General features: G+C 72.5%; 19 protein-coding genes and 1 tRNA gene. 10 read left to right on the top strand and 10 right to left on the bottom strand.

Annotated features, from left to right (window positions below):
* Nucleotides 1–33: 33 nt before the first annotated feature.
* The 4 genes from ACFWGN_RS19045 to ACFWGN_RS19030 all read right to left on the bottom strand — a co-directional run bounded on the left by ACFWGN_RS19045 (nucleotide 34) and on the right by ACFWGN_RS19030 (nucleotide 3,517).
* Nucleotides 34–534 (bottom strand): MarR family winged helix-turn-helix transcriptional regulator, encoded by a 501-nt coding sequence (locus tag ACFWGN_RS19045; protein ID WP_191800441.1) that lies wholly within the window; start codon nucleotides 532–534, stop codon nucleotides 34–36.
* Nucleotides 535–605: 71 nt separating this feature from the next.
* Nucleotides 606–1,835, bottom strand: a complete 1,230-nt coding sequence (locus ACFWGN_RS19040) for an ABC transporter permease (protein ID WP_377619088.1) — start codon at nucleotides 1,833–1,835, stop codon at nucleotides 606–608.
* Nucleotides 1,832–2,803 carry an ABC transporter ATP-binding protein gene (locus tag ACFWGN_RS19035; RefSeq protein WP_377619086.1) on the bottom strand — a complete coding sequence of 324 codons (972 nt, stop codon included), beginning with the start codon at nucleotides 2,801–2,803 and terminating at the stop codon, nucleotides 1,832–1,834. The genes ACFWGN_RS19040 and ACFWGN_RS19035 overlap by 4 nt, the downstream gene beginning before the upstream one ends.
* 102 nt (nucleotides 2,804–2,905) lie before the next feature.
* Nucleotides 2,906–3,517, bottom strand: a complete 612-nt coding sequence (locus ACFWGN_RS19030) for a TetR/AcrR family transcriptional regulator (protein ID WP_354509597.1) — start codon at nucleotides 3,515–3,517, stop codon at nucleotides 2,906–2,908.
* A 257-nt stretch (nucleotides 3,518–3,774) separates the two neighbouring features.
* Between ACFWGN_RS19030 and ACFWGN_RS19025 the strand changes: the two genes are divergently transcribed.
* The 4 genes from ACFWGN_RS19025 to ACFWGN_RS19010 all read left to right on the top strand — a co-directional run bounded on the left by ACFWGN_RS19025 (nucleotide 3,775) and on the right by ACFWGN_RS19010 (nucleotide 7,334).
* A tRNA-Gln gene (locus tag ACFWGN_RS19025) sits at nucleotides 3,775–3,846 on the top strand.
* A gap of 104 nt (nucleotides 3,847–3,950) precedes the next feature.
* On the top strand, nucleotides 3,951–5,564 hold the full coding sequence (glmU, locus tag ACFWGN_RS19020; protein WP_377619084.1) for a bifunctional UDP-N-acetylglucosamine diphosphorylase/glucosamine-1-phosphate N-acetyltransferase GlmU: 1,614 nt from the start codon (nucleotides 3,951–3,953) through the stop codon (nucleotides 5,562–5,564).
* Complete coding sequence (locus ACFWGN_RS19015; protein WP_377619082.1) at nucleotides 5,561–6,544, top strand: ribose-phosphate diphosphokinase; 984 nt, start codon at nucleotides 5,561–5,563, stop codon at nucleotides 6,542–6,544. Before glmU ends, ACFWGN_RS19015 begins: the two co-directional genes overlap by 4 nt.
* A 136-nt stretch (nucleotides 6,545–6,680) precedes the next feature.
* On the top strand, nucleotides 6,681–7,334 hold the full coding sequence (locus tag ACFWGN_RS19010; RefSeq protein WP_377619080.1) for an SIMPL domain-containing protein: 654 nt from the start codon (nucleotides 6,681–6,683) through the stop codon (nucleotides 7,332–7,334).
* Between the two features lie 21 nt (nucleotides 7,335–7,355).
* Here the strand turns inward: ACFWGN_RS19010 and ACFWGN_RS19005 are convergent, their stop codons facing one another.
* Nucleotides 7,356–8,669: a UDP-glucose dehydrogenase family protein gene (locus ACFWGN_RS19005; RefSeq protein WP_377619078.1), complete on the bottom strand. Its 1,314-nt coding sequence runs from the start codon at nucleotides 8,667–8,669 to the stop codon at nucleotides 7,356–7,358.
* A 227-nt stretch (nucleotides 8,670–8,896) separates the two neighbouring features.
* On the opposite strand from ACFWGN_RS19005, the gene ACFWGN_RS19000 reads away from it, so the two are divergent.
* The 6 genes from ACFWGN_RS19000 (at nucleotide 8,897) to ACFWGN_RS18975 (ending at nucleotide 15,925) form a co-directional block, all read left to right on the top strand.
* Entirely contained in the window at nucleotides 8,897–9,592 is a 696-nt protein-coding gene (locus ACFWGN_RS19000) for a GPP34 family phosphoprotein (protein WP_377619076.1), read from the top strand.
* 309 nt (nucleotides 9,593–9,901) lie between these two features.
* Nucleotides 9,902–10,492, top strand: coding sequence for a 50S ribosomal protein L25/general stress protein Ctc (locus tag ACFWGN_RS18995; protein ID WP_191800425.1), 591 nt, complete (start codon nucleotides 9,902–9,904; stop codon nucleotides 10,490–10,492).
* A 136-nt stretch (nucleotides 10,493–10,628) separates the two neighbouring features.
* Nucleotides 10,629–11,228, top strand: coding sequence for an aminoacyl-tRNA hydrolase (gene pth, locus ACFWGN_RS18990; RefSeq protein ID WP_377619073.1), 600 nt, complete (start codon nucleotides 10,629–10,631; stop codon nucleotides 11,226–11,228).
* A gap of 154 nt (nucleotides 11,229–11,382) precedes the next feature.
* The gene (locus ACFWGN_RS18985; protein ID WP_377619071.1) at nucleotides 11,383–12,597 is read left to right on the top strand and encodes a glycosyltransferase; all 1,215 of its coding nucleotides are present in this window, start codon (nucleotides 11,383–11,385) and stop codon (nucleotides 12,595–12,597) included.
* Complete coding sequence (locus ACFWGN_RS18980) at nucleotides 12,594–14,693, top strand: Wzz/FepE/Etk N-terminal domain-containing protein (protein WP_377619069.1); 2,100 nt, start codon at nucleotides 12,594–12,596, stop codon at nucleotides 14,691–14,693. Before ACFWGN_RS18985 ends, ACFWGN_RS18980 begins: the two co-directional genes overlap by 4 nt.
* Nucleotides 14,694–14,737: 44 nt before the next feature.
* Nucleotides 14,738–15,925, top strand: a complete 1,188-nt coding sequence (locus tag ACFWGN_RS18975) for a glycosyltransferase (protein ID WP_377619067.1) — start codon at nucleotides 14,738–14,740, stop codon at nucleotides 15,923–15,925.
* Here ACFWGN_RS18975 and ACFWGN_RS18970 read toward each other — a convergent pair.
* The 5 genes from ACFWGN_RS18970 to ACFWGN_RS18950 are packed head-to-tail and all read right to left on the bottom strand — an operon-like array spanning nucleotide 15,885 to nucleotide 22,672.
* Nucleotides 15,885–17,093, bottom strand: coding sequence for a glycosyltransferase (locus ACFWGN_RS18970; protein ID WP_377619065.1), 1,209 nt, complete (start codon nucleotides 17,091–17,093; stop codon nucleotides 15,885–15,887). The two genes, ACFWGN_RS18975 and ACFWGN_RS18970, sit on opposite strands and share 41 nt — an antisense overlap.
* Nucleotides 17,090–18,118: a glycosyltransferase family 4 protein gene (locus tag ACFWGN_RS18965; RefSeq protein ID WP_377619063.1), complete on the bottom strand. Its 1,029-nt coding sequence runs from the start codon at nucleotides 18,116–18,118 to the stop codon at nucleotides 17,090–17,092. The genes ACFWGN_RS18970 and ACFWGN_RS18965 overlap by 4 nt, the downstream gene beginning before the upstream one ends.
* Entirely contained in the window at nucleotides 18,115–19,293 is a 1,179-nt protein-coding gene (locus tag ACFWGN_RS18960; RefSeq protein WP_377619061.1) for a glycosyltransferase family 4 protein, read from the bottom strand. Before ACFWGN_RS18960 ends, ACFWGN_RS18965 begins: the two co-directional genes overlap by 4 nt.
* Nucleotides 19,290–20,636 (bottom strand): O-antigen ligase family protein, encoded by a 1,347-nt coding sequence (locus ACFWGN_RS18955; RefSeq protein ID WP_377619059.1) that lies wholly within the window; start codon nucleotides 20,634–20,636, stop codon nucleotides 19,290–19,292. Before ACFWGN_RS18955 ends, ACFWGN_RS18960 begins: the two co-directional genes overlap by 4 nt.
* Complete coding sequence (locus ACFWGN_RS18950) at nucleotides 20,633–22,672, bottom strand: glycosyltransferase (RefSeq protein ID WP_377619057.1); 2,040 nt, start codon at nucleotides 22,670–22,672, stop codon at nucleotides 20,633–20,635. The genes ACFWGN_RS18955 and ACFWGN_RS18950 overlap by 4 nt, the downstream gene beginning before the upstream one ends.
* Nucleotides 22,673–22,764: the final 92 nt, after the last annotated feature.

The following is a 22,764-nucleotide window of genomic DNA, read 5'->3' as shown; positions in this document are numbered from 1 at the left end:
CCCGCCCCTCGCCCATCGTTCAGCGGGAAGCGGTCACGCCTCGAACTGGCCCACGACCGTGCGCAGCAGGTTCGCGAGGCCCAGCCGGTCCGCGGGCTCGAGCGCCGCGAGGACCTCGCGCTCGACGGCCAGCAGGTCCGTCATGGCGGCGTCGACGCGCTCGAGGCCCTCGGGCGTGAGCTCGACGAGCACGCCGCGGCGGTCGTCGGGGGAGCGGTGACGCTGCACCAGGCCGCGGGCCTCGAGCCGGTCGATCCGGTTGGTCATGGTGCCGCTCGTGACGAGCGTCTGCGTGATGAGGGCGCCGGGCGAGAGGCGGTACGGCTCGCCCGCCCGGCGCAGCGCGGACAGCACGTCGAACTCCCAGGTCTCCAGATGGCCGCGCGCGAACGCGCTGCGGCGCGCGAGATCCAGGTGCCGGGCCAGCCGGCTGACGCGGGAGAACACGGTGAGCGGCTCGACGTCCAGGTCCGGACGCTCGCGCTGCCAGGCGTCGACGATGCGGTCGACCTCGTCCGGGTGCGGGTGCTGCATGACGTGAGGCTACTCGACATTCCTCGACATCAAGAGTCTTGACGGGCCTCCCGCCCCCGGACGGGCCCCTGTCAGCTCGCGCGCAGGGCGTCCTTGAGCTTGATCCGGCCCCCGGTGCGGAGCACCGCGTTCGAGTAGATCTTGCCCGCGAGCCACACCAGGACCGGCACGAGGGCCAGCGACAGGCCGACCGCGAGCAGGATCTCCCACGTCTCGACCGTGCCCAGCGCGATGCGGATGGGCATGAGCAGCGGCGAGCAGAACGGGATGTACGAGAGCCACACGACCAGCGGGTTCTCGGGGTCCCACGGGCCGATCGAGATCCCGATGATGTACGGGATCATCATGAGCATCAGGACCGGGGTGATGACCGATCCCACGTCCTCCTGGCGCGAGACCAGGGCCGCGAGCGCCGCCAGCGCGAGCGAGTACATGACGAACCCGATCACGAACCACACGAGCACCCAGGCCGCGGTCGCGCCCAGGTTCACGCTGCTCGCGTCGACGAGCCCCAGCGCGAACGCCGTCCCGACACCGCCCCCGACGACCACGACGAGCTGGATCAGCCCGATCGCTCCGATGCCCAGGACCTTGCCCGCCATGAGCTGCCACGGGCGGATCGTCGCGAGCAGCAGCTCGACCACGCGGCTCGTCTTCTCCTCGACGACGCCCTGCGCCACGAGCTGGCCGCACGTCATGAGGGCGATGAAGATGAGGATGCCGCCGACCATGCCCGTGACGATCTGGGCGGGGTCGCGCTCCTCGGCGGGCTCGAGCGACTCGACCGTGGGGGCCGCGGACGCGATCTCCTGCGCGACCGCGGACGGGTCGCCGCCCAGGTCGGTGATGGCGCCGGACAGCGCGGCCTGCTGGGCCAGCCCCGTGAAGACGGGGGTCAGGGTGGAGCCCAGCTCCTCCTTGACCACGACCGTGAAGGACCCGGCGGTGCCGGTCACGAGCGCGTCGAGGCTGCCGTCGGCGACCTGCTCCCGGCCGTCGGTCTCCGAGACCTCGCTGACCTGGATCTCGGTGCCGACCGCGCCCCCGGCGGCCTCGAGCTGCGGCCCCAGGGCCTCGGCGCCCGACGTGACGCCGACCTTCTGGGCCGCGGGACCCTGGTCGCCCACGACGCTCAGCAGGAACCCGCCGAGCACCACGCCCACGAGCAGGGCGACCGTGGTCCAGACGAACGCCTTGGACCGGATGCGTGTCGAGATCTCCCGGCCGGCCACGAGCGAGACCGCGCCCCACGTGCTCACGGGCGAGTGGCGGGTCGTCGTCGGCTGTCGCACGGCGCTCATGCCGAGGCCTCCTGTCGGGTCGAGGGGGTCGAGGGGGAGCCGGCCGTGCTGTCGGGCGAGGGGGCCTCGTCGCTGCTCACGACGTGGCGGAACAGCTCGGTCAGCGACGGGCGCTGCGGCGTGAACTCGCGCACGGGCCCTGTGGCCAGGGCCGCGCGCAGCACCGTCTGCTCGGCCCCGTCCTGCGGCGAGTCGACCTCGAGGAAGGTCCTGACGCCGTCGTACCGCAGGACGCGGACGCCCGGGAGCTCGGACGCCCAGCCGGGCGGCGCCTCCGGGGCGTCGACGACCCACTGCGGGCGCTGCGTCGCGCGCAGCTCCTCGATCCCACCGACCTCGACCATCTCGCCCGCCTTGACGATCCCCACGCGGTCGCACAGCCGCTCGACCAGGTCGAGCTGGTGCGACGAGAAGACGACGGGGACGCCTGCGGCGGCGCGGTCGCGCAGGACGCCGCTCATGACGTCGACCGCGACGGGGTCCAGGCCGGAGAAGGGCTCGTCGAGCACCAGGATGTCGGGGTCGTGCACGAGCGCGGCGGCGAGCTGCACGCGCTGCTGGTTGCCGAGCGAGAGCTTCTGGACCTCGTCGCCGCGGCGCGCGTCGATCCCCAGGACCTGCGTCCAGTGCTCCATCGCGGAGCGGGCCGCGGCGGTGCCCAGCCCGTGCAGCCGGGCCAGGTAGACGAGCTGGTCGCCGACCTTCATCTTGGGGTAGAGCCCGCGTTCCTCGGGCATGTAGCCGATCCGACGGCGCATGGCCAGGTCGAGCGCGCGGCCGTCCCACCGGACCTCGCCCGAGTCGGGCGCGAGCACGCCGAGCGCGATGCGCATGGTCGTCGTCTTGCCCGCCCCGTTCGAACCGACGAAGCCGAAGATCTCCCCGGCCCCCACCGTGAAGGACATGTCGCGCAGGGCGCGCACGGTCCCGTAGGTCTTGTTCAACCTGTCGATCTCGAGAGTCGCCATGAACCAACGAAACCACGGACGGCACGAGCCGTCACGGGCGGAATGTCACGGGTTTCGCCTCGTGGCGGGGCCGGGCAGAGGCCCGGGAGCGTGCGGACGCGCTCAGGCCTCGGGGCGCGGCTTGCTCGTGAGCGCGGGCTTCTTCTCCATGCCGGACAGGCCGTTCCACGCGAGGTTCACCAGGTGCGCCGCGACGTCGGCCTTCTTGGGGCTGCGGACGTCGAGCCAGTACTGGCCCGTCAGGGCGACCATGCCCACGAGCATCTGCGCGTAGATGGGGGAGACCCGGGGGTCCAGGCCGCGCCGCTTGAACTGGTCCGCGAGCAGGTGCTCGACCTGCGTCGCGACGTCACCGATGAGGCTCGAGAACGTCCCGGTCGCCTGGGCGACGGGCGAGTCGCGCACGAGGATGCGGAAGCCGTCCTCCGACGTCTCGATGTACGTCAGGAGGGCCAGCGCCGTGCGCTCGAGCAGGACCTTGGGATGCCCGCCGGACGACAGTGCGCCCGTGAGCGCCGAGGTCAGGCCCTGGATCTCGCGGTCGACGATGACCGCGTAGATGCCCTCCTTGCCCCCGAAGTGCTCGTAGACGACGGGCTTGGACACCTCGGCGCGTGCGGCGATCTCCTCGACGCTCGTGCCCTCGAAGCCCTTCTCGGCGAACAGGACGCGGCTCACCTGCAGAAGCTGTTCGCGGCGCTGGCTCGCCGTCATGCGGGATCTGGGAGGTCGTCTGGAGTCTGCTGCCACGGGTCCATCATGCCGTGCCGGTGCTCGCGGGGTCGGGGCGCGCGCTGTGCTGGGACGGGGTGCAGGGCCCGCGAGTGACGTGCTCCTCACACGTTCTCCCCACGTCCAGGACCCGTTCGGGCGTGGAGCACGGCGCCGGACCTGGCAGACTGTTCTCCGGACGAGCGATGGCGCGCGCGGTCGGGGGTCGCCCCGCGGGTGTGCGCGTGTGTCTGGTCCGTTCCGCCTTGGTGTAATCGGCAGCACAAGGGTTTTTGGTGCCTTTAGTCCAGGTTCGAGTCCTGGGGGCGGAGCTCGTGCAACCAACCCGATGGGAGCCCCAGTGACCGACGCTGTGCCCGACGCACCGCCAGTGCCAGCCGCAGTCATCGTCCTCGCCGCTGGTGCGGGGACGCGGATGAAGTCCGCAACCCCCAAGGTGCTCCACCCGCTCGCCGGGCGCAGCATGCTCGGCCACGCGTTGGTCGCAGCGCGCGACCTGTCACCGCAGCGGATCGCCGTCGTGGTCCGCCACGAGCGCGACCTCGTGGCCGCCGCCGCGCTCGAGGTCGTCCCGTCGGCCCTCGTGGTCGACCAGGACGACGTGCCCGGGACCGGGCGAGCCGTCCAGTGCGCGGTCGAGGCGCTCGACGTCCGGGCGCAGGCCGAGGCAGCGGTCCACGGCGTGCCGATCGGGCACGAGGGACGCGGACCGGTCGAGGGGCTCGAGGGGTCGGTCGTCGTCCTCGCGGGCGACATCCCGCTCCTGGACGCCGCGACGCTCTCCGAGCTGCTCGCCGTGCACCACTCGGGCGGCAACGCGATCACGGTCCTGACGACCGAGGTCGACGACGCCACGGGCTACGGCCGGATCGTGCGTGACGCGCAGGGCGGCGTGCTGAGCATCGTCGAGCACAAGGACGCGACCCCCGAGCAGCGCGCCATCCGCGAGATCAACTCGTCGGTCTACGTGTTCGACGCCGGGATCCTGCGCGGCGCGCTGCGCCAGGTCACGCAGGACAACTCGCAGGGCGAGGTCTACCTGACCGACGTCCTGCAGATCGCCCGCGAGGGCGGCGGACGCGTCGGCGCGCTGCGCGTGGCCGACCCGCTGCTCGTCGAGGGTGCCAACGACCGCGCGCAGCTCGCGACGCTGCGCGCCGAGCTCAACCGCCGCATCCTCACGCGCTGGATGCTCGACGGCGTGACCGTGATCGACCCGGCCACGACCTGGGTCGACGTCGACGTGGACCTCGGCCACGACGTGACGTTGCTGCCGGGCACCCAGCTGCACGGCGCGACCACGGTCGGAGCGGGCTCGACGATCGGCCCCGACACGACGCTCACCGACATGGAGATCGGCGCGGGGGCCACCGTGGTCCGCACGCACGGCAGCCTGTCGGTCATCGGTGACGGCGCGAGCGTCGGCCCCTTCGCCTACCTGCGCCCCGGCACGGTCCTGGGCGAGAAGGGCAAGATCGGCACGTTCGTCGAGACCAAGAACTCGACGATCGGGACCGGCTCCAAGGTGCCGCACCTGTCCTACGTGGGCGACGCGACGATCGGTGAGCACACCAACATTGGCGCCGCGAGCATCACGGTCAACTACGACGGTGTCTCCAAGCACCGCACGGTCATCGGTTCGCACGCCCGGACCGGCGCGGACAACATGTTCGTCGCCCCGGTGACGGTGGGCGACGGGGCCTACACGGCCGCCGGCTCCGTGATCCGTCGCGACGTGCCGGCCGGCGCGCTCGGCGTGAGCGGTGCACCGCAGCGCAACGTCGACGGCTGGGTCGCCCGCCGTCGTCCCGGCACGGCCGCGGCAGAGGCCGCAGCCCGTGCGCACGAGACCGACGACGAGACGCCCCCGCCGCTGGGCGCCCAGGCCCAGGCACAGCTCGCCGAGGCCTCCGCGACGCCCCCGACCCCCCGACCGACCCCCGTGCCTGCCAGCCCGGGTGTCCCCACCGTCCCCGACGGATCCAGCACCACGACCAGCAGCACGAACGAAGGGTCTTCCCCACGATGAGCAGCACGATCGCCGGCACCGGGGACAAGTCCCTCGTCCTCGCCTCCGGGCGCGCGCACCCCGAGCTCGCCAAGGACGTCGCGCGGGAGCTGGGCATCGACCTGCTCCCCACGACCGCGTACGACTTCGCCAACGGCGAGATCTACGTGCGCTTCGGGGAGAGCGTCCGCGGCGCGGACATCTTCCTCCTGCAGAGCCACACCGCGCCGATCAACCAGTGGATCATGGAGCAGCTGCTCATGGTCGACGCGGCCAAGCGCGCCTCGGCCAAGACCATCACGGTCGTCCAGCCCTTCTACGGCTACGGCCGCCAGGACAAGAAGCACCGTGGGCGCGAGCCCATCTCGGCCCGCCTCATGGCGGACCTCTTCCGGACCGCCGGCGCCGACCGCCTCATGAGCGTCGACCTGCACGCCGCACAGACCCAGGGCTTCTTCGACGGCCCGGTGGACCACCTGTGGGCCATGCCGATCCTCACGGACTACGTCCGCACGCGCGTCGACACGACGAACGTCACGGTCGTCTCGCCCGACGCGGGCCGTATCCGCGTGGCCGAGCAGTGGGCCGCGAAGCTCGGCGGGGGGCCGCTCGCGTTCGTCCACAAGACGCGCGACATCACGCGCCCCAACCAGTCCGTCGCCAACCGCGTCGTGGGTGACGTCGAGGGGCGCGACTGCGTCCTGGTCGACGACCTGATCGACACGGGCGGCACCATCGCAGAGGCCGTCAAGGTGTGCCTCGCGGCCGGGGCCAAGTCGGTCATCGTCGCGGCGACGCACGGCGTGCTCTCCGACCCGGCGGCCCAGCGCCTGTCCGAGTGCGGTGCGAGCGAGGTCGTCGTGACCGACACGCTCCCGATCGCCGCGGAGAAGCGCTTCCCGCAGCTCACGGTGCTCTCGATCGCGCCGCTCCTCGCCCGCGCGATCCGCGAGGTCTTCGACGACGGCTCGGTCACGTCGCTGTTCGACGGCAACAGCTGAGTCCGGCTCCGTCCGACGGCCCGGTCCCTCGACTCGTTCGAGGAGCCGGGCCGTCGTCGTCCTCCCGAGGGGACCGAGCGGCACGTGCGGCAGGTGGGACGGGCGGCTCCGTCGTCGGGCTGGCAAGATGCCTGCTGTGAGCCAGACGCAGACCCAGGACCTGTCCGCCGGCGTGACCACCACGGGGCAGGGGGCCGCCACGGCGGTGCCCGACGTCGTCGTGGTCGAGCTCGGTGCCGAGGCGAGCGGCGACGACGTCCAGGTCGCGCTCGACTCCGCCAACGAGGGGGTCCGTGCCGCGCGCGAGGCGCTGCTCGCGGGCGGGGTCGCGGACGAGGACCTGCGCACCGCGCAGACGTCCACGTGGACGCAGCAGTCCCAGCAGCCCGACGGCGCCACGATCCTGCGCGTCACGGCCCGCCTCACGCTGCGGGTCACGGTGCGCGACGTCGGGGCGTCAGGAGAGCTCGTGCGCGCCGCGCTGGGCGCCGCCGGACCCGTCGCCCGGCTCGACTCGATGCGCTTCGCCGTGAGCGCCCCCGGACCCCTCGCGGTCGCGGCCCGCGAGGAGGCGTTCGCCGACGCCCGGACCAGGGCCGAGCAGTACGCGGCCCTCGCGGGCCGGACGCTCGGCGCGGTCGTCGAGGTCAGCGAGCAGGGCAGCGGGTTCGCCCCGGTGCCCCGCATGATGTCCGCCAAGGCCGCCGGCGCTCACGACGCGCTGGCCGTGGACCCTGGGCACGAGCAGGTCGACGCGAGCGTGACCGTGCGCTGGGCGTGGGCGGACTGAGCATGTTCTTCTGGGGCGGGCTCAGGGCCGTCCGAGGGCGCGGTACGTCCAGCCGGCGGCCCGCCATGCCGCAGGGTCCAGGGCATTGCGCCCGTCGAGGATGCGTCGGTGCGCGACGAGCTCGCCGAACGCCGCGGGATCGAGCGTCCGGTACTCCTCCCACTCGGTGAGCAGCACCACGACGTCGGCGTCCGCGGCGGCCTCCTCGGCCGTGTCCGCGAACTTGAGGTCGGGCACCATCCGGCGGGCGTTCTCGATGGCCTGCGGATCGGTCAGGACGACGCGAGCGCCCTGGAGGTGCATCTGGGTCGCGACGTTGAGCGCCGGGGAGTCGCGCGTGTCGTCGCTGTCGGGCTTGAACGCCGCGCCGAGCACCGCGATGTTGCGTCCGACGATGGAACCTCCGCAGACCTCGCGGGCCAGGTCGACCATCCGTACCCGTCGGCGCATGTTGATCGAGTCGACCTCCCGGAGGAACGACAGCGCCTGGTCCACCCCGAGCTCGCCTGCACGTGCCATGAAGGCGCGGATGTCCTTGGGGAGGCAGCCTCCACCGAAGCCGAGCCCCGCATTGAGGAACCGGCGCCCGATCCGCGCGTCGTGACCGATCGCGTCCGCGAGGACGGTCACGTCACCGCCCGTGGCCTCGCACATCTCCGCCATGGCGTTGATGAACGAGATCTTGGTCGCGAGGAACGAGTTCGCGGCGACCTTCACCAGCTCGGCCGTCGCGTAGTCGGTGGCGACCTTGGGGACGCCTTCGGCCAGGAGCGAGGCGTAGACCTCGTCGAGCACGGACTCGCTGTGGCGGTCGACGTCCTCGGGTGGCAGACCGTAGACCAGGCGGTCCGGATGCAGCGTGTCGTCGACCGCGTGGCCCTCGCGGAGGAACTCCGGGTTCCAGACGAGGTGAGCGCCCGGGCTCACCTCGCGGACGCGCTCGGCGAGCCGTCCCGCGGTGCCGACCGGGACCGTGGACTTGCCGACGACCAGGTCGCCCGGCTCGAGCGAAGGGAGCAGCGCCTCGACGGCGGCGTTCACGTAGGCCAGGTCGGCGGCGTACTCCCCGCGCTTCTGAGGGGTCCCGACGCACAGGAAGTGCACGCGGGAGCCGTGGGCGAGCGTCACGTCGGTCGTGAAGGTCAGTCTGCCCGAGGCGATGCCCTGGGCGAGGACGTCCGGGAGACCGGGCTCGAAGAACGGCGCCTGGGCACGGTTGAGGGCGTCGACCTTGTCCGCGTCGAGGTCGACACCCACCACCTCGTGGCCGAGCACGGCCATGCTCGCAGCGTGCACCGCGCCCAGGTACCCGCAGCCGATGACCGACAGTCTCACGGTGAACTCCTCGGAGGCTCTTGACGGTGGGCGACCCGAAGGAAGCAGAGATCGCTCACGCTACTACCGGGACCGAACACATCGACCGTGCGGTGTGGATGAAGGTTCTGCCGGGGGCGGGTGAACTTGTCGTCGAGCGCGGTGAGGTCGGGCCGCTGGCCGGTTCCGCCGAGGAGCGTGACAAATCTCAGGGCTTCGGTGAGCCCGGGCGCGCTACGTTTGTCGGCATGCTGATCATCGAGGACTACCTCCTGCTCGTGCTGGACGACGTCACGGGCAAGCCCGTCGGTGACAGCTCGTACCTCCAGCAGATCGCCGGCGGTGCGCTCCTCGTCGAGCTCGCCCTCCGAGGACGGGTCGACCTCGCGGGCGACGGCTCGGGCTGGCGCTCGGGACGCGTCGTGGTCCGCGACCAGTCGCCGACCGGGCGGTCGCTGCTCGACGACGCGCTCACCGTGGTGAAGTCGAGGGAGGGGTCCAAGCCCAAGAGCCTCGTCGAGGCCCTCTCGCGGACCAAGCCGGCCGACGCCGCGCTCGACGACCTCGTCGCGCGTGGCCTGCTGCGCCGCGAGGACGGTCGGATCCTCGGCATCTTCCCCACGACGCGCTGGCCCGCGGCGGACTCGCGTCACGAGGGCGAGCTGCGGGGCACGCTCGCGCGCGTCCTGCTCGACGGCGGGGTGCCCGACGAGCGGACCGGGGCGCTCGTCGCGATCCTCGCCGCCACCCGGCAGGCAGGGCGTGTCATGGCTGCCGGTGCACCGCTCACGGCCTCCGAGCGTCGGGCCGTGGACCATCGGGCCACGGCGCTCGCCGAGGGGAGCTGGGCGGCCGGGGCGACCCGGAAGTACGTCGAGGAGATCACCGCGGCCACGACCGCGGCGATCACGACGACCGTGGTCATCGCCGGGGCGACCGCCTGACCCGCACGCCCTGCCCGCTTCCCACCCGCTTCCCGCTCGTGTCGCGACACGAGCGGGTTTCCCTTGACGTCGTGCGCCCAGGTACAGTAGTCCGGTTGCCTCGGCGAGGGACGTCTGACGGCCGGTGAGTCACCGGAAGGTCAGCAGGATCCTGAAGGATCCCCGTAATCGACTGGGCGGTCGTCCTCGTGCGCCCGTCATGTGTCCCGCGCCGACGCAGCCGCCCGTCCTCCGGTGACCAACCAGCCGGCCGGACAGCCGACTGCTTCCCACTGGTGGTCGGCCCGCAAACGTTCTTCAGGAGCTCACGTGTCCGATATCAAGCTTGTCGCAGAGGCCCGCACCGAGTTCGGCAAGGGTGCCGCCCGCCGTACCCGCCGCAACAACCAGATCCCCGCCGTCCTGTACGGGCACGGCACGGACCCGGTCCACGTCGCGCTCCCCGCGCACCAGACCACGCTCGCCCTCAAGCACTCGAACGCGCTCTTCACGATCGCTCTCGACGGCACCGAGGTCCTGGCCCTGGCCAAGGACGTCCAGCGTGACCCGGTCAAGGACGTCGTCGAGCACATCGACCTCCTCATCGTGAAGAAGGGCGAGAAGGTCGACGTCGACGTTCCCGTCCACGTCATCGGTGAGGCCGCTCCCGGCACCATCCACATCGTCGAGCAGCTCACGCTCTCGATCCAGGCCCTGGCGACCAACCTGCCCGAGGTCATCTCGGTCGACATCACCGGCCTCACCGCCGGCACGGTCGTCTTCGCCGGCGACATCGCGCTGCCCGAGGGCAGCGTCCTCGTGACCGAGCCGACCGCCGACGTCGTGCTCATCACCGAGCCGCGCGTCGAGGCGACGGCCGCCGAGGTCGCCGCCGAGGCAGAGGCCGCTCCGCTCGTCTGATCGACCTGACGGTCCGATCCACCGTTCTGGACCCGGTCCTCGAGCGGCAGGACCCTGACGACCCGAGGCGTCCGGTGCAGCACTGCACCGGACGCCTCGGTACGTTCCCCCGACCTCGACCAAGGACACAGGTGACATGACCGACCAGCCGTGGCTCGTCGTCGGGCTGGGGAACCCCGGCCCCACCTATGCGGGCAACCGCCACAACGTCGGGCACATGGTGCTCGACGTCCTGGCCGGCCGCTCCGGCTCGACCTTCAGCGCGCACAAGGCCCGCGCGGCCGTCGCCGAGGCCCGTCTCGGCGTGCTGCCCGGCGGAGCGCCGGGGCCGCGCGTCATCCTGGCCAAGCCCTCGACGTACATGAACACGTCGGGCGGCCCGGTCGCGGGCCTCGCCCAGTACTTCGGGATCGACCCCGACCACGTGGTCGTCGTGCACGACGAGGTCGACATCCCGTTCGGCGACGTCAAGCTCAAGTCGGGCGGTGGCGAGGGCGGCCACAACGGGCTGCGCGACATCACCAAGGCGCTCGGGACCCGCGACTACCTGCGCGTGCGCGTGGGCGTCGGCCGCCCCCCGGGGCGCATGGACACGGCCGACTTCGTCCTCAAGAACTTCTCGGGCGCCGAGGCCAAGGAGCTGCCCTTCCTGCTCGACGACGCCGCCGACGCGGTCGAGATGGTCCTCACCGAGGGGCTGCTCGCGGCCCAGGGGAAGTTCCACACCAAGGCGTGAGGCCGTCGCTCCGCGCCCCGAGGGCGCGGACGGATGGCGTTTCACCCGGGTGAGGTGTCCTTGTCGCCCCGTTTCGCCCCGACCCCGCACCTAGGCTGGATCGATATCCATTCCTGGGCGGGTCTCCGACGTCCTGCCCCACGACGGAGGCACGATGACCGACGGTGTGGCACTGGCGCACGACTACGCGACGCAGCGCGGCGGCGCCGAACGGGTGGCGCTCTGGCTCGCCGAGGCGTTCCCGGGCGCGCCGATGTACACCACCTTGTACGACGCCGACGGGACGTTCCCGGAGTTCGCGGATCTCGACCTGCGCACCTCGGCCCTCGACCGTGTCGGCCCCCTGCGCCGTCACCACCGGCTTGCGCTGCCGTTCCTCGCCCCCGCCGTCTCGGCGCAGCGGGTCGAGGCCGACGTCCTGCTCGCGAGCTCGACGGGCTGGGCCCACGGCTACCGGGGGGCCGGGCGCACCGTCGTCTACTGCCACGCCCCGGCCCGGTGGCTCTACCAGCGTGACCGCTACCTGGGCGGCCGGGACGGCGCGAGCGCGCTCGACCGCCTGCGCGGCGGGGTCGCCTCGACCGCGCTGTCCGCGCTCACCCCTGCCCTGCGGGGCTGGGACCGGCGAGCCGCCGAGCGCGCCGACGTCTACCTCGCCAACTCGACCGTCACGCAGCGGGCGATCCGCGACGCCTACGGCATCGAGGCGGAGATCCTGCCGCCGCCACCCGCGATGATGCCCGCGGGGGCCGAGCGCGAGGTGCCGGGGCTCGAACCGGGCTTCCTGCTGTGCGTTGCCCGGCTGCTCCCGTACAAGAACGTCGACGTCCTGATCGAGGCTGCCCGCCTGGCCGGCAGACAGCTCGTGATCGTCGGCGACGGTCCCGACCGTGCACGCCTCGAGGGGCTCGCCGCGCGCGGGCGAGCGACCACCGGACGCTGGGGCACGCCGTCGGGCACGGGGCGCACGGGCGGCCGGACGACGCTCCTGGGTCGCGTCGACGATCCCGAGCTGCGGTGGCTCTACCGCCACTGCTCGATGCTCGTCGCGGCCTCGTACGAGGACTACGGTCTCTCGCCGCTCGAGGCGGGGGCGTTCGGACGCCCGTCGGTCGTCCTGCGCGACGGCGGCTACCTCGACACCGTGGTCGACGGGGTGACGGGGACGTTCTTCGACGCCCCCGAGCCCGGACTCGTCGCGCAGGCCGTCCAGGAAGCCCTGGGCGTCTCGTGGGATGATGGCGCTCTGACGTCGCACGTCGAGACCTTCGCGCTCCCGCGCTTCGTCGCTCGGCTCCGCGAGGTGGTAGACGCGCAACGAGGGCTCGTGCACACGGAGCTCAGCACGCCAGGGGAGAGGAACCCATGACCGTCCGGGAGTTCATCCGTACCGTGTGGGCCGGCAAGTGGTACGTGCTGGCGGCCGTGCTCGTGGTCGTCGCCGGCGCGACGTTCTACGTGCAGAACCAGGAGACCGTCTACCGGGCGACGGCGACGGTCCAGATCACGTCCGTGCAGTCCTCGCAGGGCGGGGACACCCCGGTCCAGGTCACGGTCACGACGGGGCTCGACGACGTCACCTCCGAGCCGGTCGTGACGCAGGCAGCGGACGAGCTCGGGTCCCCCGCCACGCCGGAGAGCGTCGCGAGCTCCGTGACGGCAGAGGTGGCATCCGAGGACGGGGCACTCATCGCGGTCAACGCCGAGAGCCTGGACCCCGACGAGTCGGTCGACACGGCCAACGCCGTGGCCACCGCCTACGTGGCCCAGCTGTCGGTCCTCCGGGACGCGCAGAGCGCTGACATCACGGCCCGCATGCAGGCCCTCAGCGAGAAGCTCGCGAGCGTCACCGCTCGGCTGGGGCCGGACCCGACCAACCCGCTCGTCCTCGCCGAGCAGGACGCGATCGTCACCGAGTACAAGAGCCTCATCACCCAGAACAACACCCTGAGCTCGATCACGACGCCAGGGGTCGTGGCGACCCCCGCGACCTCGGCCGAACCGCTCGGGCTCGGGACCCCGCTCGTGCTGGCGATCGCCCTGCTGGCCGGTCTCGTGGCCGGGATCGGCATCGCGTTCGCCCGTCGCGGCCTCGACCTCCATGTCCGGACGGCGGCCGAGGCCTCGCGTCTCGCCGACGCCCCCGTCCTCGCCGAGCTGTACGAGGTGCGCGCCGCGGACAAGGAGTTCCACCGCTCGCGCACCCTGCCCATCTCCAGCCGGGTCGCGACGCCGTTCACCGAGTCCATCAGAGAGCTCCGCACGGCGGTCCAGGTCTCGCTCGGCGACACGGAGCGGATCGTCGTGGTCGTCACGGCCGTGGACCCTCATGCGCCGCGCTCGTTCATCGCGGCCAACCTGGCTGCGTCGTTCGCGCTCAGCGGTCGTCGGACCATCGCGGTCTCCGGCGACCTGCGCCGGCCGCAGCTCGACCGGATCCTCCCGCCACCGGAGGGCTGGAGCGGCGGCGACAACGAGCTGCGCCCCACGGCGGTCCACAACCTGAGCGTCTTCCCGGTGCCGGTCGAGGAGCTCGACCCGGCCGACTACCTGGCCACGGCCGAGGCGCGGCGGCTCGTCGACGACCTCCGTGGTCAGGCCGACGTGGTCGTCATCGACGCGCCGCCCGTGCTCGCCGCGGCCGACGCGACGATCCTGGGAGGGTACGCGCACGGCGTCGTCCTGCTGGCGGCCGCGGGCCAGACCGACCGCGCGGTGCTCACCGAGGCCGCGGAGAGGCTCCGGATCAACAACGTTCCCCTTGCAGGCCTCGCCCTGGCAGGCGTCAAGGGCGATCGCCGGATGCTGTACGCGTCGACCTACGGTGCCGATGCGTCTGCGGCGGCAGCACGGGGACCCGAGGCGTCCCCCGGCGGGCACAAGGCGGCCGCTCCTCAGGAGCCGGCGAGCCCTCCCGTGACCGGGGCGGCACCCGAGACCTCCGACCCGACCGCCGAGGGGACGACCGCCCTTCCGGAGGCGTCCCCGGAGGTCCCGGAGCGAGCCCCTGGATCGATCGAGGACCCGGTCCCCGCGGAACCGACCTCGACCGGGGCGACGGACGACGGTCACCCCGTCGCCACCTCGACGCAGGACGACGCGGCACGCACCGGGCTGCGAGGTCCGGCAGAGCGCGCCGCTGCCATCGACGTCGCGCGCACCTCGACCGGCCCGGACACGACCGAGCCGGTCCCCCCGACGATCGGTAGCCACGCTCAGGCCACGGCGCCGGGCACCGACGACCGACGTGCACGGCGAGCCGCGCCCACGGTCGACGCCGGGGCTCCGGCGAGCCCCCCGACGAGTCACTCGGGCGGGCAAGGACAGGCACCAGGGCAGGGCCGTCCGCTCCTCTCACCCGAGTGGAGCAAGGTGCCGACCGTCGTCGCCGACCAGACCGAGCACCGCCCGGCGACCGACGAGGAGCAGCAGAGCGGTACCCGCCGGCTGCCTTTCCGCTGGTGACGAGGGGCCGTCGCTCCGACGTTCCCGGGACCCCGGCCAGGCCGTTGAGAGTCCTCGTCCTCGACCACACCGGGGCGCTGGGGGGAGCCGAGCTCGCTCTCGTCCGGACGTGCGAGGCGCTCGGGCCCGACGTCGACGTCCGCGTCCTCCTCTTCGCCGACGGTCCGCTGCGGGACAGGCTCGAGAGCCTCGGGGTACGTGTTGAGGTCCTGCCGCTCGACCCGGACCTCAACGAGCTCGACCGGGCCACGGTGGCGAGGGCCGCACCGGCCCACGCGAAGAGCGTCGCGCGGCTCCTAGCCTTCGAGGTGCGGCTGGCGCGCAGGGTGCGGGAGCTGCGGCCCGACGTCGTGCACACCACGTCGCTCAAGGCGGACCTGCTCGGGATCGTGCCTGCCCGCGTGGCCCGACGCCCCCTCGTCTGGCACGTGCACGACCGCATCAGCGACGACTACCTCGCCCGGCACCTCGTGACAGCGGTCCGGGCGCTCTCACGCCTCGCGGACGCCGTCGTGGTGAACTCGCACGCCACCGCGGCGACGCTGCCGGGTCCGGTGACGATCGCGTACCCGGGGTTCACGCCCGACCAGGCGACCGGCGAGGCGGTGCACCGCGCCCCGCGCCCCCCGGTGGTCGGCCTGGTCGGCCGGTACGCGCCGACCAAGGGGCAGCTCGAGCTCGTCCGCGCCGCAGCGACCGTCCTCGAGCGGCACCCCGAGGCGCGGTTCAGGTTCGTCGGAGCACCGTTCTTCGGGGCCGAGGGCTATGTGGAGAGCGTGCGTGCCGAGGCACGACGTCTCGGGGTCGACGAGGCAGTGACCTGGACGGGCTTCGCGGAGGATCCTCGCGCCGAGATCGACGGGCTGACCGTCCTCGTGCACGCGTCTCCTGTCCCCGAGCCCTTCGGACAGGTCGTCGTCGAGGCGATGGTCCGGGGTGTGCCGGTGGTGGCCACCGCTGCGGGCGGCGTCCCTGAGATCCTCGACCCGGACGGCGCGGTGACGGACGTACCGGCACCCGGGACGGTCCACGAGTCCGATCTGGGCCTCCTCGTGGCCCCGGGCGACGTCGCAGGACTCGCGGCAGCCGTCGTCGCGGTCCTCGACGACCCGGTCGCTGCGGGACGTCGGGCTGACCGAGCCCACCTGTCCGCGACCACCAGGTTCTCCGTGGCATCGACGGCCGGCACGCTCAGCGACGTGTGGGAACGGGTGACCGCAGGCGGTCGATGACTTCCGCCATGCGGCGGGTCTGTCCCTCCCACGTCGGGACGTCCTCTGCGACGTCCGCAAGCCGGTCCTCGGCCCCGGTCCGCGGGGCCGAGAGGATCTCTCGTACGGCGGAGGCGAAGTCGGCGGCAGCCGCGACCGTCACCTGCGGATCGGTCGTGTCCCGGAAACCTGCGACCGGCGTCGCGACGACGGGTCGCCCGACGGCACGGTACTCGTAGAGCTTGATCGGGTCCAGGCTGTCGGTGAAGTCGTTGACGAGGTGCGGGACCAGGAGCACCGTCGCGTGCTGCAGGTAACCGGGAACGGCAGACCAGGGCCGTGAACCGAGCAGCCGGACCCCGGCAGCCCGCAGGGCACGGACCTCCTCCGTGCTGAGGTCGACGAGCGGGCCGACCAGGACGACCGTCCCCGTGCCGTCGAGCTCTCGTGCGGTCCTCAGCAGCGTCGGGACGTCGAACCTGTCGTGGTGGACCGTGCCGAGGTAGAGGGCCACGGGGCCGGCAGGCAGGTCGGGCGGTCGAGGGACCGGGCGACGGTAGCGGTCGAGGTCCACCGCGTTGGTGATGAGCGTGACCGCGCGATCTGCTCCCTTGGACCGTGCGAGGTGCTCGGAGCACACGACGACCTCACCGCAGCCGACGAGCAGCGTCCGCTCGTCGGCTGCGAGCCGCCGAAGTTCCTCGGACGTCCGGTTCGCCGCCAACCAGTCGTCCGTCACGTCGTAGAGCGCGGGCCAGGAGGTCAGGTCGAGCAGGTTCGCCGCCGCCGGGTCGTTGATCCACAGCACAGGGTGCGTGAGGCCGGCGCGACGTGCGGCACGACGCGTGAGCGCTGCGAGCCTGCCGTCGACCACCGGGTCGATCCTGCGAGGCAGGATCTTGGTCGGCTGATAGAGCCACAGGCGGTCGGGGTCCACGCCCTCGAGATCCGTGGCCCGGCGCAGGCCCTTGCCCGGGCGAGGGAGGAACCCCCGTCGGAGCTCGTGCAGGGGGTCCGTGGCCGGCTCGACGAAGAGCACCCGGAGCGTGGGGTCCGCGCGGAGCAGACCGGCGACGAGGTACTGGTTGCGCCGCCAGTGGTCGTCCCACGCCTCGAGCGAGACCACCACGATCTCGTTGCCGTCCGGGTCACGTGGTCGGTGCGGCCGGAGGGACAGGTACCGACTCACAGGACGCTCCGATAGACAGCAGCGGTCGCCGAGGCTTGTGCCTCGACGGTGAAACGGGTGCGCTGGGCGGATCGGGCGGCGCTCGCGTAGGCCTCGCGACGGCTCGGGTCCCGCGCGAGCGACCGCAGCCGTGTCCCCGCGGACTCCACGTCCTCGGGCGGGAAGAGCGCGAGCGGGTCGAGACCCTCGAGGGTCTCGAGGTGGCCACCGGCCGCAGAGGCCACGACGGGGAGCCCGTAGGACATCGCCTCCAGGACGCTCAGCCCGAGGCCTTCCACGTCGCAGGGAGCGAGCAGGATCGAGGCCGTCCTGAGAAGCGGCTCGGTGTCGCGCTGATGGCCGAGGAACGTGACAGCCGTCGCGATCCCCAGCTGGCCCGCCAGGACCTCGAGCTCCCCACGCTCCGAGCCGTCGCCCGCGATCTCGAGGGACCAGCCGTGCGCAGCGAGCCCGGACGCGGCGAATGCGTGCATTCCTGCACCGGTCCGCTTCTCGGGTTCGAGCCGTTGGAGCATCACGATCGTGCGGCGCCGGTCGGACACGCTCAGCCCCGCGGGCTGGTCGAGGACTCCGGGGTGGACGACGACGCTCGGGCCGTCGACCGACTCCGCGACGTAGCGGCTGATGGCGATCTGCACGTCGACCCGGTGCCGTCCGACCGCGGCCACGAGAGCAGAGCCGGGACCGCTGCCGCGCGGGCCGGCGAAGTGACGTGTCGTGACGACGGGGGGCAGCCTCCGGCCGGATGCCCCTGCGAGGGTCGTGCCGACCTCGGCCGCGGTCATGTGGGTGTGGACCACGTCGGCGTTGCGGGACGAGGAACGGATCGCCCGGGCCACGTCCATCGTTCGCGCGGCCGCGGCCCTGCGGACCCCCGTGTTCGCCAGCGCGGAGGCCATGGCATCCTGTCTGCCTCCGACGACGAGCACCGTGTCGCCCCTCCGAGCCTGCTCGGCGGCGAGGCGGGCCACGTGCCTCTCGACCCCGGCGAACCCGTCGGACCGGATGGCGTGGACGATCCTCACGCGGTCTCTCCCTTCGTGCGCAGCGGCGCGGGGTTGATGCTCGTGGTCGGCCCCGTCGAGCCTGGGTGGTGGAGGGACTCGAACAGACGGAGGTACGACTGCGACACCTCGTGCCAGGAGTGCTCCTCGGCCACGGCTCGCGCCGCGGTGGCGAGCGCGCTGCGGTCCAGGCCGGCGAGGTCACGGACCGCTCGTGCGAGTGCTCCGGGGTCGGCCGACGTCATGTAGCCCTCGATGCCGTCGTGCAGGACCTCGGGCACGCAGCCGACGGGCGTCGCGACGACCGGTACCCCGCACGCGAGCGCCTCGAGGACCACGAGCCCGTAGGACTCGTACGCGCTCGGGAACGTGAAGACGTCGCTCGCGTGAAAGGCCTCACGAGGGTCGGGGACCTGTCCGAGAAGGATGACGCGGTCGGACAGGCCCAGGCGGTCGGCGGCACGACCGGCGTCCTGCACCATGTCCGGTGTCCCCCCGACGACGATCAGGCGAAAACGGGCCGGCAGCAGGGCTAGGGCGTGCATCACCGCCGGGAGTCCCTTGCGCTCGAACTCGTGCCCGACGAAGAGCAGGGCGACGTCGTCGTCGGTCAGACCCAGGCGACGACGTGCTGCGGTGCGCTCCGACGTCGTGGGCGGCCGGTACCGCCCGACGTCGACCCCGTTGCCGATCGTGACGGTCCGTGGTCGCAGCCGCGGGTAGGTGGCCCGGAGCGCCGAGTCCTCCTCGTCGACGAGGTTGACCACGGCCTGGTGGATCGCCGACCCGTACCGCAAGGTGTCACGTGCCGCGACGAAGAGGTGCATGGGGTTGCGGAGCATGCGGAGCCCGTAGCTGCCTCGTGAGCGCATCGCGGCCTGCAGGATGCCGTGGTTGACGTAGACGTCGCCTGCCAGGACGTCGTTGTGGCAGAGCGCGACGACGTCGGGGTGCCGCCGCAGCTCCCTGCGTGCGAGGAGGCTGCCCACCGTCGAGAACCAGACGACCCGTGCCATGAGTGCGAGCTTCCCGCGCATGCCAGGACCGGGCTCGGGGAGCCACGAGCCCCGGGCGTCGTCCATGGTGAACCGTCCCACCTGGTGCCCGGCCGCGCGCCACTCCTGCTCCAGGTGGTGAGCAACGGCCCCGACGCCGGTGCCCGGCCCGATCACCGGGGCGATCTGCAGGATCCTCACACGCTTCTCATCTCTTCGACCGACCGCAGGTGGTCGGGGTTGGGGAGGACGTCCCCGGTGAGGTCTCGCGCCTCCTGCTGTCTTCGGGCGTAGGCCTCCGCGCCGACGCACAGGCCGACGATCATGAAAGGGACCGAGACCACCACGGAGGACCAGAAGAGGTCGAACTGGCCCTGGATGAAACGCATGAGAAGGATGGAGAAGGCCAACGTGCCGAAGCGGGGGTTCATCCGCCACAGGACGACGAAGGCCCCGAAGAACAGCACCAGGAAGCCGATGAGCCCCACGACGCCCGCCGAGGAGAGCACCTCGAGCTCGGCGTTCGGCGGCTGGAAGAAGTACTCGGTCCGTCCGGCCGTCCACCACCGCAGGCCCACGCCGAAGGCCTCGTTCTGGCGCCACACCTCGAGCGCCTGCTGGTACCAGGCGAGCCTCTGGTAGGCGGAGTTGAACTGGTTGTTCTCGGAGAGCTGCTCGCGCACCACGAGCACGACGAAGTAGATCGCCGGGATCACGGCGAGCAGGATCAGCTTGGACCGCTTGCGGTCCGGGTCGGCGCGCAGGGTCACGAGGATGAGCCCGATGGCGAGCCCGACCAGGGCCTGGCGCGCCTGGGAAGCGAGGACCGCGAGGCTGCACAGCCAGAACGATGCGAGCGCGAACCAACGGGGCCAGCCCACCCACCACGGCCGGGCGTACGCGACGAGGGCGGCGAACGCGAGCACGCACCCGATGAAGTTCTTGTGCATCCCGAAGGGCCACTCGAGATAGACGGCTCCCGTGTTGCCCGCGGCGAGCTGCTGCAGCGCGGTGACGCACGTGAGGACGGCGATCCCCAGGCACGGGACGAGGAACAGCGTCAGGCCGACACGGGCCCTGCCGGCGCGTCCGACGGCCCAGCCGACCACGAGGGCGCCGCCCACGGAGAGCCACGCGTGGAACCACTCCACGGTGTTGGCGACGTAGGGGTTCGCGATGACCGTGAAGAGGGTCGCGACCTGGTAGAGCGCCGACAGCCAGAGCAACGAACGCATGGGGCCGGAGAACGGGCGCGGGGCGAAGAACAGGGCGAACCAGAAGGCGCCGAAGAGGGCGAAGTCGCTGAGCGACAGGTCGACCCCACCGCCACCGACCCGCTGGACGACCACCAGCGCGGGCATCGCGAGGATGGGGACGGCCACGGGCTCGTACACCGTGAGCCCGATCGCGAGCAGGACCACGGCCGCGCCGAGCGCGACCGGACCGGTGGCCGGGACCAGGACGCCGACGAGGGCCAGCACCGCGACGAGCGCCACCCCTCCGACGAGGACCGCCGACCCGTGCCGGAGCTGCCGGAGCCTCATCGTGCGACCACCGGGAGCGCCGCCTCGGAGCGCACCGGACCGCGTGCGTAGAGGCCGACCCGCCGACGCGCGGCGTGCTGTGCGGGGCCACGGAGGGCGACGGCTCGCGCGGCCGACCCGAGCAGCGCCGCGACCCGGGCCGTCTGCCAGCCGAGTACTCCGAAGTGCTTGCGCAGGTAGCGTTCCTGGGACGCGTGGAAGTGGGTCTCGCGTCGGGCCGGGTCGCTGCTCGTCGCGCCTCCCAGGTGCAGTGCGCGAGCTTCAGGGACGAGGACGTGGCGCCAGCCGGCGAGCGTGGCCCGGTACGCCCAGTCCGTCTCCTCGGCGTACAGGAAGAACCGCTCGTCGAAGCCACCCACCTCTGCGAGCGCCTGTGCACGGAGCAGGAGCACGGACCCGATCACGAACGAACGGTCGGGGGGAGTCGACCGCAGCCTGCCGAGGCCCGCTGCCTCGACCCAGGTGGCGAGCGGCGAGGGGTAGGGCCACGTGACACGAGCAGCAGTCCCCTCCCCGTCGACCTGTCGTGGTCCGGCGCTCGCGGCCCGCGGGTCGGCGTGCAGGCCGAGCTGGAGCGCGACGACGTCCTCGGGCGTGACCACGGCGTCAGGGTTCAGGAGCAGCACGTCGGACCCGGGAGTCCGCCGGTGAGCGAGTGCGTGGTTGACTCCCGCTGCGAAGCCGCCGTTGCGTCCCGGGTCGAGGTAGATCGCCCCCGCGAGTGCCGCGACCTCGCGGATCTCCGGCATCGAGGAGTTGTCGACGACGGTCAGCTCGAACTTTCCGGCGAGCGGTGCCAGGGCGTCGGCCAGCAGCTCGGGGGAGCCGTAGGCCACGACCACGACCTCAGGTGCGGTGAGGTCGCCTGCTGGTCGAGCCGGTGTCGCGCCGGGCCGCACGGCCTCGGCCAGGACGTCGGTGTACATCCGGTGGTAGCGGTGGGCGACCTCTGCCCAGCTGCAGGTCGCGGCCCGCTCGAGCCCCTCGCGCCGGAGCGTCGCGGCGAGGTCCGGGTCGGTCCCCACGCGGAGCAGGGCTCGCCGCAGGGCGTCGGGGTCGCCCGGGGGGACGAGCAGCCCCGCGCCGCCGACGACGTCCGGCAGCGCGCCGGAGTCGCTCGCCACGACCGGGGTGCCGCACGCCATCGCCTCGACGGCCACGCGACCGAACTGCTCGATCCACCCCGGCGTGTTGCGCGAGGGCACCGCGAGCACGTCGAGCCCGCGGTAGAAGTCGGGCAGCGCGGCGTCGTCGAGCGGCCCGAGGAACGTGACCCGGTCGCCCAGCTGGCCGGCCGTCGCACGGAGCGCGTCGGCGTCGGGTCCCGCTCCGGCGATGCGCAGCGCCAGGCGGTCGTCGTCGGCGACGGCGCGCAGGAGGACGTCGACGCCCTTGTGCGAGGCGAGCCGCCCGGCGTACCCGACCACGACACGGCCCGACGACGGTGCGTGCGTCCTGTGGTCGGTATGCCCGGGTGCGTGCTCGTCCGCCGACACGGGCGAGAAGTGCTCGACGTCGACTCCGAGAGGGATCACCTCGACGGCTCCACGGATGCCCTTGGCGCGGGCGACACGCCCGGCCGCCTCGTTGCACACCGAGATCGCGGAGGCCCAGCGCAGGGCGCGAGCCTCGAGCCACCGGAACGGCCAGGGATAGCGCTTCGTGATGTTCTGCGCCGAGTACAGGACGTAGGGTGCAGGACGCGTCCCCGTCATCCGCCGCAGCGCGCGAAGGAGGAGCACCTCGGCCGTGGCGAGCGCGAAGGGTTCCTCATGGACGTCGACGACGTCCCAGGTCTCGCCGAGCGCGCGCCACAGCGGCAGCGGGTCGTAGAGGAAGAGCGCCGGGTGGCTGCCGATCGTGCGCACGCCCAGGACCTTCTCGCCGGGACGGCGCACCAGGTCGACCGCCACACCGCCCTCGTCCCAGGTCCGGGCGCTCAGGAGGCGGACGTCGACCCCGCGGGCCCGCAGGCCACGCTCCCGCCCGCGCCAGGCGTCGACGACGGCGCTGTGGGAGACACGGAGGACCTTCATGCGTGCGATTCTCCCGCACGGTCTGCTGGTTGATGCACCGATCGCCGGAAGATCACCCGGGGCGGATTCCACCCGCTCCTGCAGTGCTGAGG

It is taken from the genome of Oerskovia sp. NPDC060338, assembly GCF_042726295.1.
GTDB lineage: Bacteria > Actinomycetota > Actinomycetes > Actinomycetales > Cellulomonadaceae > Oerskovia > Oerskovia merdavium.
Note: the sequence above shows the minus strand (reverse complement) of the source record. Positions and strands in the feature narration are given on the sequence as shown.

Bases quoted from the DNA above. Each gene is read 5' to 3' on its own strand.
- glmU (WP_377619084.1), top strand. From the start codon at position 3,951: ATGAAGTCCGCAACCCCCAAGGTGCTCCACCCGCTCGCCGGGCGCAGC.
- ACFWGN_RS19040 (WP_377619088.1), bottom strand. From the start codon at position 1,835: ATGAGCGCCGTGCGACAGCCGACGACGACCCGCCACTCGCCCGTGAGC.
- ACFWGN_RS19015 (WP_377619082.1), top strand. From the start codon at position 5,561: ATGAGCAGCACGATCGCCGGCACCGGGGACAAGTCCCTCGTCCTCGCC.
- ACFWGN_RS18980 (WP_377619069.1), top strand. From the start codon at position 12,594: ATGACCGTCCGGGAGTTCATCCGTACCGTGTGGGCCGGCAAGTGGTAC.
- ACFWGN_RS19030 (WP_354509597.1), bottom strand. From the start codon at position 3,517: ATGACGGCGAGCCAGCGCCGCGAACAGCTTCTGCAGGTGAGCCGCGTC.
- ACFWGN_RS18985 (WP_377619071.1), top strand. From the start codon at position 11,383: ATGACCGACGGTGTGGCACTGGCGCACGACTACGCGACGCAGCGCGGC.
- pth (WP_377619073.1), top strand. From the start codon at position 10,629: ATGACCGACCAGCCGTGGCTCGTCGTCGGGCTGGGGAACCCCGGCCCC.
- ACFWGN_RS18950 (WP_377619057.1), bottom strand. From the start codon at position 22,672: ATGAAGGTCCTCCGTGTCTCCCACAGCGCCGTCGTCGACGCCTGGCGC.
- ACFWGN_RS18955 (WP_377619059.1), bottom strand. From the start codon at position 20,636: ATGAGGCTCCGGCAGCTCCGGCACGGGTCGGCGGTCCTCGTCGGAGGG.
- ACFWGN_RS19045 (WP_191800441.1), bottom strand. From the start codon at position 534: ATGCAGCACCCGCACCCGGACGAGGTCGACCGCATCGTCGACGCCTGG.
- ACFWGN_RS19000 (WP_377619076.1), top strand. From the start codon at position 8,897: ATGCTGATCATCGAGGACTACCTCCTGCTCGTGCTGGACGACGTCACG.
- ACFWGN_RS19035 (WP_377619086.1), bottom strand. From the start codon at position 2,803: ATGGCGACTCTCGAGATCGACAGGTTGAACAAGACCTACGGGACCGTG.